Genomic DNA, 12,557 nt, shown 5'->3' on the forward strand with positions numbered 1-12,557 from the left:
AGGCGAACCCTTTTGAGTTCGGGAACCGGAGCAGCTTCCGCCCCCGCACCAGCCACCCACGACTCCCCGTCCATCCACGAGACCGACCAGGCCCCCACCCCCGCCGGGAGCGCCGAGCCCGTCGAACGGGCGAAGCCCCGCACCTCTTCCATGTTCAGCTCGCTGCGCGTGCGCAACTACCGGCTCTTCTTCCTCGGCCAGGTCGTCTCCAACACCGGCACATGGATGCAGCGCATCGCCCAGGACTGGCTGGTGCTGAGCCTGACCGGCTCCTCCGCCGCCGTGGGTGTCACCACGGCGCTGCAGTTCCTGCCGATGCTGCTCTTCGGCCTGTACGGCGGCGTTCTCGTCGACCGCTTCCCCAAGCGCCCGGCGCTGCTGGTCACGCAGTCGGCGATGGGTGCCACGGGCATCGTCCTCGCCTTCCTCACCCTCTCCGGCGACGTCCGGGTCTGGCACGTCTACCTCGCGGCCTTCGCCGTGGGACTCGCCACGGTCGTGGACAACCCGGCCCGCCAGTCCTTCGTCTCCGAGATGGTCGGCCCCGGACAGCTGCAGAACGCGGTCAGCCTGAACTCGGCGAACTTCCAGTCCGCCCGTCTGGTGGGCCCAGCGGTGGCCGGTGTCCTGATCACCGGCGTCGGCACGGGCTGGGCCTTCCTGTTCAACGGACTGTCCTTCCTCGCCCCCATCGCCGGCCTGCTGCTGATGCGGGCCCGTGAGCTGCACACGGTGGAGCGCGCCCCGCGCGGCAAGGGCCAGCTCCGTGAGGGCCTGCACTATGTGGCCGGGCGACCGGAGCTGCTCTGGCCGATCGTCCTGGTCGGCTTCATCGGCACCTTCGGCTTCAACTTCCCGGTGTGGCTGTCGGCGTACGCGGGGCATGTCTTCCACGCGGGCGCCGGCGCCTACAGCCTCTTCAACACGCTGATGGCGCTCGGCTCGCTGACCGGTGCGCTGCTCGCCGCCCGCCGCGGCGCGGCCCGGCTGCGTGTGCTGATCGCGGCGGCGGCCGCCTTCGGCGTGCTGGAGATCGTGGCGGCCGGGGCCCCGTCGCTGTGGCTGTTCGCGCTGCTGATGGTCCCGATAGGGATCTTCGGTCTGACCGTGAACGTCACCGCGAACACGACTGTCCAGATGGGCACGGACCCGGCGATGCGCGGCCGCGTCATGGCCCTGTTCATGATGGTCTTCATGGGCGGTACGCCGCTGGGCGCGCCCCTGGTCGGCTGGATCACGGACACCTGGGGCCCGCGGGTCGGCTTCGCCCTCGGCGGTGCCGTCTCGGCCGCGGCGGCCGTCACGATCGGCCTGGTCCTGGCCCGGGTCGGCGGGCTGCGCCTGTCGGTCGGCTGGAACCGCGGCCGCCCGGAGGTCCGCTTCGTCCCGAGCGAGCGGCGGGAGGAGCTGGCGACGGCGGCGTAGAGCGGGCCCCTGGCCCCTGTGGGCCGGGGGTCAGTCGCGAGGGAACTCGTCCGTCTTGAGGACCAGCCCCGCCACGGTCCCGGTCAGGTCGATCTCCTCGCCGAAGTCCAGGGTGAGCTCGCCGCGGTATGCGCCGTCCTTCGGCAGGGTGTGCAGATGCCAGGTGCCGGTGTACGGATCCACGATCAGGTACACCGGCACCTCGGCGGCGGCGTAGGCGGCCTTCTTCGGCCCGTGGTCGTTGCGGGCGGTGTCCCTCGAGATCACCTCGGCGACGAACTCGACGTCCTGGTGACGCCAGCGGCCCTTGGCGTCCCCCCGGGCGTCTTTCGCGAACGCCACGACGTCGGACGCGAAGCCGTTGAGATGACCGGGGTAGTCGATGCGGACGTCTGATTGCACGCTCCTCCGCGGGTACTTGGCGCGCAGTTGTTCGGCAATGTCCAGGATGGTTTGCCAGTGCGTGGCCCACTGCGGCGTCACGAAGATGCCCCCCTCGACGATCTCGGTCTTGAAACCCTCGGGGATGTGCATCCGCTCCAGCCAGTCGAACATAGTGTCGAGGCTGAGCTCCTCGCCCTGGTCGGCCATCTCGATCCTGTCTGCCAGAACAGTCACTGTGCCGCTCCTCCGCGCTGCTGCCTGTTTGCATGCAGTCGCGCGGTACAACGATACGCACGGTGACCAGGACACGCCCGGACCTTCAAGGGCACCCCGGGGAGACTGGTCCCATGAGACTCTTCGTCGCGCTCCTGCCACCGGAAGACGTCACCGACGAGCTCGCCCGTGAGGTGGCCGAGTTGAAGCGGCTGCCCGGGGCGGACGCACTGCGCTGGACCGGCCGGCCCGGCTGGCACTTCACGCTGGCCTTCTACGGGGAGGTCGACGAGGAGGTCCTACCGGAGCTCTCGGCGCGCCTGGAGAGCGTGGCACGCCGTACGCCGTCCTTCCCGCTCGCGTTGCGGGGCGGCGGGCAGTTCGGGCACGGGCGGGCAGTGTGGGCGGGCGCCGAGGGCGACCTGCCGACCCTGGGGCTGCTGGCCGACCGCTCCGAGGCGGCGGCGCGCAAGGCGGGCGTATCCATGGGGGAGCACCGCCGCTACAAGGCCCACCTGACGGTGGCGCGCAGCCGTGACGCGGTGGATGCGCGGCCGTATGTCGAGACCCTGCGCGACTTCCGCAGCAGTACCTGGACGGTGGACGAGCTGGTCCTGGTCCGCAGCAACCTGCCGAGGTCCGGCGTGCCCGGTGAGCAGCCCCGCTACGAGCCGGTCGCCCGCTGGCCGCTCGGGCGCGCGGGGCATGGTCCGGCGGACGGTTCCTAGAGCGTGCCGGTTAGTCTCGAAGAGTGGACCCGAAAACACGGAACCAGATCATGGCCGGTGCGCTTGTGCTGCTGTTCGCCGTCGTAGCCGTGGCGGCCGCGCTCGGCAGGTGATGCGGAGCGCGGCCGGCCCGGCCTACCGGGAGCCGTGCGAGCTCACCAGGCGAACGCCTCCGGGGACGGCCCCGGACCCGGGAAGATGTCGTCCAGCCCGGCCAGCAGCTCCTCGGACAGCTCCAGCTCCACCGCCCGCAGGGCCGACTCCAGTTGCCCGGCGGTGCGCGGGCCGACGATGGGGCCGGTGACACCGGGACGGGTCAGCAGCCAGGCGAGGGCTGCCTCACCGGGTTCGACGCCGTGCTTGTCGAGCAGGTCCTCGTAGGCCTGGACCTGTGCCCGCACGGAGGTGTTGGCCAGGGCGTCGGCGGAGCGGCCCGTGGCGCGGCGGCCGCCCTCGACCTCCTTCTTGATGACGCCGCCGAGCAGCCCGCCGTGCAGCGGCGACCACGGGATGACCCCGAGCCCGTAGTCCTGCGCGGCCGGGATCACCTCCATCTCGGCTCGACGCTCGGCGAGGTTGTAGAGGCACTGCTCGCTGACGAGGCCGATCGTGCCGTGCCGGCGCGCGGCGATCTCGTTGGCCTGGGCGATCTTGTATCCGGGGAAGTTGCTGGATCCGGCGTAGAGGATCTTGCCCTGCTGCACCAGGACGTCGATGGCCTGCCAGATCTCCTCGAAGGGGGTCCGCCGGTCGATGTGGTGGAACTGGTACAGGTCGATGTGGTCGGTCTGCAGCCGCTGGAGGCTGGCGTCGACCGCCCGCCGGATGTTGAGGGCGGAGAGTTTGTCGTGGTTGGGCCAGGCGTCGCCGTCCGCGGCCATGTTGCCGTAGACCTTGGTGGCGAGGACGACCTTGTCGCGCCGGTCACCGCCCTTGGCGAACCAGTTGCCGATGATGCTCTCGGTGCGGCCCTTGTTCTCGCCCCAGCCGTACACGTTGGCGGTGTCGAAGAAGTTGATGCCCGCGTCCAGCGCCGCGTCCATGATCGAGTGGCTGTCGGCCTCGTCGGTCTGCGGGCCGAAGTTCATGGTCCCGAGGACGAGCCGGCTGACCTTGAGTCCTGTGCGTCCGAGCTGCGTGTACTTCATGACTGCCTAGCCAAATGCGTGGAGTGCGCTCTAGGCAAGGGAGCCGCACCGTGAGCAGGGGACGCCGGGATCGAGTCAGCCTGTTCCGGCCGCGTACGTGTGCCCGACCCCCCATGCCTCCCACATCGCCCCCGCGAACGCCTCCGCGATCTTGTGCTCGCCGCTCGCGTTCGGGTGCGTGCCGTCGTAGGTGTCCCGGTGGAAGTCGTACGACCGGGGGATCGAGGTGAGCAGAAGCGGCGAGCGGGGCTCGTCCAGATCCGCCACCGCCTTCGCCAGAAGCTCGTTGAAGAGGGTCACCTGGGTCGCGAACGAGTCGTCAGCCTCGGCCCGGATGTTCGGGATCACGGGGAGCAGGACCATGCGGATGCGCGGGTTCGCCGTGCGGGCCTCGGCCACGAATCTGCTCACGTTCTCCGCGGTCTGTTCCGCGTTCGTGTAGAAGCCCAGGTCGATCAGGCCCAGCGAGACCAGCAGCACATCTGCGCGCGACTCCCGTACGGCGTCGGCGATCAGCGGCACCATGTGGAACCAGCCCTCGCCCCAGCCCGCCAGATGGGCCCGCGGGAAGCCGGGTTCGGCGTAGGCGTACGACGTCGGCGCGTCCGTCGCCTTGTCATGGAGTGTCTCGCGCGGCCCCACGAGCGAGAACGGGCCGCCGTGCGTCGCGCACAGGTGCTGCCACAGCCGGTAGCGCCATGTGTGTTCGCCCGCGCTCCCGATCGTCATGGAATCGCCTACGGGCATGAACCTGAGCATCCGCTCATCATGGACGATCGTCCTCGGACGCAGGGAGGACGTATGGGGCGGGGCGGGTGTGAGGATCGACACGCACGGTGGAAATCGGCTGTGTTGATCAAGGAGGCCGATGAACGGGCCCGCGGATGGCAGGCTTGAGGGCATGCGTCGATCGCTCGCGTTCCTTGCCGGGGCCCTTCTCATCGGTGCGCTCGCCGCGCCCGCCTCCGCCGCCGGTGACGGCGGCGGCTTCACCATCACGGACCCCCGCATCACCGAGTCCAGCGGGCTCGCCGCCTCACGGCTGCACCCGGGCATCTACTGGACCCACAACGACAGCGACGACGGCCCGTACATCTACGCCGTGGACGGCCGCACCGGGAAGACGGTCGCCACCGTCACCCTCCGCGGCGTCGGCACACCGCGCGACGTCGAGGCCATCTCCATCGGCCCGGGGAACCAGATCTACGTCGGGGACATCGGCGACAACCTCGGCGGCACCTGGCCGTACGTGTGGATCTACAAGCTGCCCGAGCCCAAGGTGCTCAAGGACCAGACGGTCCGCGCCACCCAGTACGTGGTGAAGTACTCGAACGGGCCCCGGGACGCGGAGTCCCTCGTGGTGCACCCCAAGACGGGGCGCGTCTACATCATCGACAAGAAGGAGGAAGGCGGGCACCTCTACGAGGGCCCGGCCGAGCTGTCGTCCACCGGGACGAACGTCTTCCGGCCCGTCGCCACCGTCGACCTGTGGGCCACCGACGCCGCTTTCTCACCGGACGGCGGGCAACTCGCCGTGCGCGGCTACTTCGGCGGCATCGCGTACGCGTGGAACGACGGGCACATCAAGCGGCAGGGCCGGCTCGAGGTGCCCCTGCAGCGGCAGGGCGAGTCGGTCACGTACACCACCGACGGGTCGCAGCTCCTGTACGGCAGCGAGGGCACCGACAGCGACGTGCAGGCCGAGGGCGTGCCCTACCGGCAGGGCGCCGGCGGCTCCAAGTCGCCGTCCGGGAAGGAGAGTGCGCAGGGCGACGCCAGCGGGAGAGCGGCCATGAAAGCCGACTACAAGGTCGGCGCCCTGGTGCTCGCCGTCGGCTTCGTCCTCGTCTTCGGCCTCAAACGGCTGCTGCGCCGCGGCCCCCGCTGACCGTCAGGCATGCGCGAGGGGCGCCCCGGTGAGTACCGGAGCGCCCCTCGGTGACGCGGCGACAGGTCAGAGCTTCTCGATCACGTAGTCCACACACTTCGTCAGCGCCTCGACGTCCGCCGGGTCGATCGCCGGGAACATCGCGATGCGCAGCTGGTTGCGGCCGAGTTTGCGGTACGGCTCGGTGTCCACGATGCCGTTGGCGCGCAGCACCTTGGCGACGGCCGCGGCGTCGACCTCGTCGGAGAAGTCGATCGTGCCGATGACCTGCGAGCGCTTGGCCGGGTCGGCGACGAACGGGGTCGCGAACTTCACGTCCTCGGCCCAGCCGTAGAGCGTGCGCGCGGAGGTGGCCGTGCGGCGGACCGCGAAGTCCAGGCCGCCCTGGCCGTTCAGCCACTCCACCTGCTCGTTGAGCAGGAACAGGGTGGCGAGGGCCGGGGTGTTGTACGTCTGGTTCTTACGGGAGTTGTCGATCGCCGTGGGGAGGCTGAAGAACTCCGGCACGTGGCGCCCGGAGGCGTGGATGCGCTCGGCGCGCTCGAGTGCGGCCGGCGAGAAGATCCCGATCCACAGGCCGCCGTCGGAGGCGAAGGACTTCTGCGGGGCGAAGTAGTAGACGTCCGTCTCGGCGATGTCGACGGGGAGACCGCCGGCGCCGGAGGTGGCGTCCACGAGGACCAGGGACCCGGGGTCCGCCCCCTCGACGCGCCTGATCGGCATCGCGACGCCCGTCGACGTCTCGTTGTGGGTGAGGGCGTAGACGTCGACGCCCTCCTCCGCCCCCGCCTGAGGGTGCGTGCCCGGGTCGGATGAGATGACCGTGGGCTCCGCGAGCCACGGGGCGAGCTTCGCCGCCTTCGCGAACTTGGAGGAGAACTCGCCGAAGCTGAGGTGCTGCGACTTGTTCTCGATCAGACCGTGGGTCGCGATGTCCCAGAACGCGGTGGAGCCGCCGTTGCCGAGGATGACCTCGTAGCCGTCGGGGAGCTGGAAGAGCTCGCGGACGCCCTCGCGTACCTTGCCGACCAGGTTCTTGACCGGGGCCTGGCGGTGGGACGTGCCGAGCAGGGAGCTACCCGTGGCGGCGAGGGCGTCCAGCGCCTCCACCCGCACCTTGGAGGGACCCGCGCCGAAACGGCCGTCAGCGGGCTTGAGGTCAGCAGGAATCTGGATGTCAGCCACGCAGGGGAGCGTATCCGTTTCGCGAAACCCGGGCGAAGCGTATCCATTCGATGAGACGTGGCTGTCGGCGGTCCGCGGGAGGCCGCACCCCAGGCCCCGGCCGTGGCCCGAACTGCCCTGCCCGCGAACTCCCCCACGCGCGGCTTCCCTCGAGCGGGGGACCCATGACGGGCCGAATGATCAGCCGATGGCGATTCGGCTCGGTTCGTTCTGTGTCGGCGCCGGCTCACGAGACGGTATCGGCGTGATCCCGGACGGTCACTGTCAGTGAGGGGAGGCATGCTGGGAAGCATGACGGATCCAGGTGGACGAGGGCACGGGCCGGCGGGCGTGGACGTCGGCGCGCTGGGTGCGCGGCTGCGCGCGGCGATGCGCGGCGCGGTCGAGTTCGGTACGGCGGCGCGGGCGCTGCACACCATGGACGCGTCCAACTACCGACGGGTGCCGCTCGGTGTGGTGGCCCCCCGGGACGCCGACGACGTGGCCGCGGCGCTGAACGTGTGCCGGGCGCACGGAGTGCCGGTGGTCGCCCGCGGCGGCGGCACGTCGATCGCCGGGCAGGCCACGGGCACAGGCGTGGTCCTCGACTTCACCCGGCACATGAACAGGATCGTGTCCCTGGATCCCGGTGCACGCACGGCGGTGGTGCAGCCGGGCGTGGTCCTGGACCGTCTTCAGGAGGCCGCCGCGCCGCACGGCCTGCGCTTCGGCCCGGACCCCTCCACGCACAGCCGTTGCACCTTGGGCGGGATGATCGGCAACAACGCATGCGGCTCCCACTCGGTGGCCTGGGGCACCACGGCGGACAACGTGCGCGAGCTGTCGGTGCTGACCGCGCGGGGCGCCGCGCTGACCCCCGGCCGCGACTGGCGGGGCGCCCCGGAGGGTCTGCGCTCCCTCGTGGAGGGCGAGTTGGCGCTGCTGCGCACGGGGTATCCGGAGCTGCCGCGCCGTATCTCCGGGTACGCGCTGGACGCGCTGCTGCCGGAGAAGGGCGCGGACGTGGCGCGTTCCCTCTGCGGTTCGGAGGGCACGCTGGGCGTGCTGACCGAGGCGGTCGTGGACCTCGTCGAGGCACCCCGCGCGCATGCGCTCGCCGTGCTGGCGTACGGGGACGAGAGCGCGGCGGCCCAGGCCGCGGCAGGACTGCGGCCGTCGCGGTCCCCCCGCTCGGGCGAAGTCGGGGGCTGGGAAGGCCCGCTGACGCTGGAGGGCATGGCCGCCGACCTCGTGCCGCCGTCGGCGGGGCTGCCGCGCGGTGGCGCCTGGCTGTTCGTGGAGGTGGGCGGAGCGAGCGCGCCGGAGGCACGCGCGCATGCGGAGGCCATCGTCCGGGCGGCCGACGCGACGGACTCCCTGGTGGTCACGGACCCGGCGGCACAGCGTGCGCTGTGGCGCCTGCGCGAGGACGCGAGCGGTACGGCCACGCGGATCCCCGCGGACACCTCCGGGACGGGGGCCCCGGGAGGTACGGAGGCCTGGCCCGGCTGGGAGGACTGCGCGGTGCCGCCGGCCCGACTCGGCCCGTATCTCCGGGACTTCAGACGCCTGCTGGCCGACCACGGTCTGCGCGGGCGGCCGTACGGCCACTTCGGGGACGGCTGCATCCACGTCCGCATCGACTTCGACCTGCTGACCGATGCGGGTATCGCCCGTTTCCGCCGCTTCTCCGAGGACATCGCGGACCTGGTCGTCTCCCACGGCGGCTCGCTCTCCGGGGAGCACGGCGACGGCCAGGCGCGGGCGGAGCTGCTGCCGAAGATGTACGGACCGGAACTGGTCGCCCTCTTCGAGCGGGCCAAGGCCGTCTGGGACCCGGACGACCTGCTCAACCCGGGGATGCTGGTGCGCCCGGCCCGGCTCGACGAGAACCTGAGGTTCGCGGTCCTGCCCCGCGAGCCGGTCGAGGTCGCCTTCGGCTACCCCGCGGACGGCGGCGACTTCTCGGCCGCGGTGCGCCGGTGCGTGGGCGTCGCCAAGTGCCGTACCACGACGGTGTCCGGGACGGACGTGATGTGCCCCTCCTTCCGGGTGACGGGCGAGGAGGAGCACTCCACACGCGGGCGGGCCCGGCTGCTGCACGAGATGCTGGCGGGCGAGGTGGTCACCGAAGGCTGGCGGTCGACCGAGGTGCGGGACGCCCTGGACCTGTGCCTGTCCTGCAAGGGCTGCCGCACGGACTGCCCGGTCGGCGTCGACATGGCCACGTACAAGGCGGAGTTCCTGCACCACCACTACGCGGGGCGGCGCAGACCGGCCGCGCACTACGCGATGGGGTGGCTGCCGGTGTGGCTGCGGGCGGTCGCCCGTACGCGCACGGCGCCGGTCGTCAACGCCCTCGCATCCGCCGGGCCGTTGGCGGCGCTGGGCAGGCGGCTGGGCGGCGTCGCACCCGAGCGGGGGATTCCGCGGCTGGCCGAGGAGACCTTCAGCCGGTGGTGGGACGGACGGACGCGCACCGAGGCGGGTGGCGGACCGCGGCTTGTCCTGTGGCCCGACACCTTCACGGAGCATCTGTCCCCGGCGGTGGGCAAGGCGGCCGTGCGCGTGCTGGAGGCGGCGGGACTGAGACCGGTCCTGCCGCCGACGGCACGCGCGCGTTCGGCACGGGACGGCGGCGCACGGCCGGCGGCCCGTCGCGGCCGGGTCTGCTGTGGCCTGACCTATGTCTCCACGGGCCAGCTGGACCGGGCCCGCACCGTTCTGCGCCGCACGCTCGACCTGATGGAACCGGTGCTGGAGGAGGGTCTCCCGGTGGTCGTCCTCGAACCGAGCTGTGCGGCGGCGCTCCGCACCGATCTGCCGGAGCTGCTGCACGACGACCCGCGGGCGGCCGCTCTCGCCTCCGGAGTGTTCACGTTCGCGGAGGCCCTGGAGGGCCTGGCCCCCGGCTGGACTCCTCCCGCGGTGGACCGCCCGGTGGTCGGCCAGACCCACTGCCACCAGCACGCGGTCCTGGGCGACACGGCCGACCGCCGGCTGCGCGAGGCGGCGGGCCTCACCGGAGAACTGGAAGGCGGCTGCTGCGGACTCGCGGGCGACTTCGGCTTCGTGAAGGGCCACTTCGAGGTGTCGCGGGCCGTCGCGGAGGAGCGCCTGCTGCCCGCGGTGCGGTCGGCTCCTCAGGGCGCGGTCCTCCTCGCGGACGGATTCTCCTGCCGTACCCAGATGGAGCAGCTCGCGGGCCGCCGCGCGCGGCATCTGGCCGAGGTGCTGGCGGAGGGGCTGGAGGGGACCGGCAGGTGACGACCAACGCGGTGAACTCCACGCGGACGACGTGGCGGCACCGGAGCTGCCCGGAAGGATGAAGAAGCGGGGCTGAGCGTGCCCCTCGGCCCGGCCGGTGACGGACCCCCGGTGTCCTGAACCGGATTCCGGGCCGGCCGCGTCCGTATCGGCGTCGACGTGCCGTCCACCATCCGAGGAGCTCCGCATGACCCTCCGCATCCGCCCGATCCCCCGCGAGGAGCACCTGGAGTTCGTCGCCTCGCGTCCGTCGGTCAGCCATATGCAGGTGCCGTCGTGGGGAGACGTGAAGCCGGACTGGCACGCGGAGAGCCTCGGCTGGTTCGAGGAGGGCGGTGGGTGGCCGGTCGGTGTGGGCCTGGTCCTGCTCCGCCCGCTGCCGAGGCTCAAGCGGTGTCTGGCGTATCTGCCCGAGGGCCCGGTGATCGACTGGTATGCGCCGGACCTCGACCGGTGGCTCCGGCCGATGGTCGCGCATCTGAGGAGCCGTGGGGCCTTCTCGGTGAGGATGGGCCCTCCGGTGGTCGTCCGCCGCTGGAGCGCGGACGCCGTCAAGGCGGCCATCGCGGACCCGCACGCCCGGCGGCTCGGGGAGGTGCCGGCGACCGAGCACGAGCCGCGCGCCATGGAGGTCGCGGACCGGCTGCGCCGCATGGGCTGGCGGCAGACGGGAGCGGGCGGCGAGGACGGCTTCGCGGCGGGTCAGCCCCGCTACGTCTTCCAGGTGCCGCTCGAGGGACGGACGCTGGAGGACGTCCGGAGCGGCCTCAACCAGCAGTGGCGGCGCAATGTGAAGAAGGCCGAGAAGGCGGGCGTGAAGGTGGTCCAGGGCGGATACGACGACCTGCCGGTCTTCCACGCCCTCTATGCGGAGACCGCCGAGCGCGACCGCTTCATCCCGCGCCCGCTGCCCTACTTCCAGCGGATGTGGGCCGCGCTGACCGCGGAGGACCCGGACCGCATGCGGCTCTACCTCGCCCACCACGACGGCGACGTCCTGGCCGCCGCGACGATGCTGACGGTCGGCACACACGTCTGGTACTCGTACGGCGCCTCCACCGCCCGCCGGCGCGAGGTCCAGCCGAGCAACGCGATCCAGTGGCGCATGATGACCGACGCCCATGGCAGCGGCGCCGCCGTCTACGACCTGCGCGGCATCTCCGACACTCTGGACGAGGCCGACCCCCTGCTGGGCCTGCTCCGGTTCAAGACCGGCACGGGCGGGCACGCGGTGGAGTACCTGGGCGAGTGGGATCTCCCGCTCAACCGGCTGCTGCACAGGGCGCTGGGTCTCTACATGTCGCGCCGGTGAGCGTCGCCGTGCTCTACGCCTCCGGTTCCGCCGGCACCTTGCCCCGCCCGACCTGCGTCCGGACCGCGCCCATGCTCGCCGCGATGACCAGGACGATGGCCACCGTCTGACTCGCGGTCAGGGACTGGCCGAGGACGAGGAAGCCCGCGGTCGCCGCGAGCGCCGGTTCCAGGCTCATCAGGACCGCGAAGGTGGAGGCGGGCAGACGGCGCAGGGCGAGGAGCTCCAGGGTGTAGGGGAGGACCGAGGAGAGCATCGCCACGGCCGCGCCGAGCCCGACCGTCGTCGGCACGAGCAGTTTGGAGCCCGATTCGGCGATCCCCAGCGGCACGAACAGCACCGCCGCGACGGCCATCGCGAGCGCGAGCCCGTCGGCCTGCGGGAACCGCCGGCCCGTACGGGCGCTGAAGACGATGTACCCCGCCCACATCGCGCCCGCGGAGAGCGCGAAGGCCACGCCCGCCGGGTCCATGTGCCCGAAGCCCCCGCCGCCCAGCAGGAAGACGCCGGCCAGCGCGAGGCCCGCCCAGATGAGGTTCACCGCCCGCCGGGAGGCGAGTACGGACAGGGCTAGCGGGCCGAGGACCTCCAGGGTGACGGCGGGCCCCAGCGCGATGCGGTTCACGGCCTGGTAGAAGAGGCCGTTCATCGCGGCCATGGTGATACCGAAGACGACGACCGTGCCCCAGTCGGCGCGCGAGTGCCCGCGCAGCCGCGGCCGGCAGACGAGAAGCAGCACCACGGCCGCGACGACGAGCCGCAGGGTGACCACACCGAGAGCGCCCGCACGGGGCATCAGGGTCACCGCGAGTGCCCCGCCGAACTGGACGGAGATGCCTCCGGCGAGCACCAGGCCCACGGGACCCAGGGAGCCGCCCAGCAGGCGCGGTCCGCCGGGCGCCGGGTGCGCGGGAGCCGGTCCGGTCGCGGCAGCCGGGGTGGAGGGGGCGGCGCTGGGCGTGTTCACGGGGCCTTCCAGAGGAGTCGACGCGGAGTTTGTTCAGCATGGTGCACCTGACGGTCCAGGG

10 protein-coding genes are annotated in these 12,557 nt (G+C 71.9%); 5 read left to right on the forward strand and 5 right to left on the reverse strand.

The window, feature by feature from the left end; genetic code table 11:
- Positions 1-12 precede the first annotated feature (12 nt).
- Positions 13-1,425, forward strand: coding sequence for an MFS transporter (locus ACQEXA_RS31100; protein WP_432929374.1), 1,413 nt, complete (start codon positions 13-15; stop codon positions 1,423-1,425).
- 30 nt (positions 1,426-1,455) lie between these two features.
- On the opposite strand, the gene ACQEXA_RS31105 is transcribed toward ACQEXA_RS31100, so the two are convergent.
- A complete protein-coding gene (locus ACQEXA_RS31105; RefSeq protein ID WP_432929372.1) occupies positions 1,456-2,043 on the reverse strand; it encodes a Uma2 family endonuclease in 588 nt (195 codons plus the stop codon).
- Positions 2,044-2,156: 113 nt separating this feature from the next.
- Between ACQEXA_RS31105 and thpR the strand changes: the two genes are divergently transcribed.
- A complete protein-coding gene (gene thpR, locus ACQEXA_RS31110; protein ID WP_432929370.1) occupies positions 2,157-2,750 on the forward strand; it encodes an RNA 2',3'-cyclic phosphodiesterase in 594 nt (197 codons plus the stop codon).
- 155 nt (positions 2,751-2,905) lie between these two features.
- On the opposite strand, the gene ACQEXA_RS31115 is transcribed toward thpR, so the two are convergent.
- Together ACQEXA_RS31115 and ACQEXA_RS31120 are read right to left on the reverse strand one after the other, a co-directional pair.
- Positions 2,906-3,898, reverse strand: a complete 993-nt coding sequence (locus tag ACQEXA_RS31115) for an aldo/keto reductase (protein ID WP_359393959.1) — start codon at positions 3,896-3,898, stop codon at positions 2,906-2,908.
- Positions 3,899-3,973: 75 nt separating this feature from the next.
- Complete coding sequence (locus ACQEXA_RS31120; RefSeq protein ID WP_432929368.1) at positions 3,974-4,657, reverse strand: GDSL-type esterase/lipase family protein; 684 nt, start codon at positions 4,655-4,657, stop codon at positions 3,974-3,976.
- A 142-nt stretch (positions 4,658-4,799) separates the two neighbouring features.
- Between ACQEXA_RS31120 and ACQEXA_RS31125 the strand changes: the two genes are divergently transcribed.
- Positions 4,800-5,786, forward strand: a complete 987-nt coding sequence (locus tag ACQEXA_RS31125) for a WD40 repeat domain-containing protein (protein ID WP_433131689.1) — start codon at positions 4,800-4,802, stop codon at positions 5,784-5,786.
- A gap of 66 nt (positions 5,787-5,852) precedes the next feature.
- Here ACQEXA_RS31125 and serC read toward each other — a convergent pair whose 3' ends face one another.
- On the reverse strand, positions 5,853-6,971 hold the full coding sequence (gene serC / locus ACQEXA_RS31130; RefSeq protein ID WP_359393966.1) for a phosphoserine transaminase: 1,119 nt from the start codon (positions 6,969-6,971) through the stop codon (positions 5,853-5,855).
- A 291-nt stretch (positions 6,972-7,262) separates the two neighbouring features.
- On the opposite strand from serC, the gene ACQEXA_RS31135 reads away from it, so the two are divergent.
- Positions 7,263-10,217 (forward strand): FAD-linked oxidase C-terminal domain-containing protein, encoded by a 2,955-nt coding sequence (locus ACQEXA_RS31135; RefSeq protein WP_433131691.1) that lies wholly within the window; start codon positions 7,263-7,265, stop codon positions 10,215-10,217.
- 187 nt (positions 10,218-10,404) lie between these two features.
- Positions 10,405-11,529 (forward strand): lipid II:glycine glycyltransferase FemX, encoded by a 1,125-nt coding sequence (locus ACQEXA_RS31140; RefSeq protein ID WP_432929361.1) that lies wholly within the window; start codon positions 10,405-10,407, stop codon positions 11,527-11,529.
- Between the two features lie 13 nt (positions 11,530-11,542).
- Here the strand turns inward: ACQEXA_RS31140 and ACQEXA_RS31145 are convergent, their stop codons facing one another.
- Positions 11,543-12,496, reverse strand: a complete 954-nt coding sequence (locus tag ACQEXA_RS31145) for an EamA family transporter (RefSeq protein WP_432929359.1) — start codon at positions 12,494-12,496, stop codon at positions 11,543-11,545.
- Between the last annotated feature and the right edge of the window lie 61 nt (positions 12,497-12,557).

The organism is Streptomyces sp. CA-106110, from assembly GCF_050936285.1.
Taxonomy (GTDB): Bacteria; Actinomycetota; Actinomycetes; order Streptomycetales; family Streptomycetaceae; genus Streptomyces.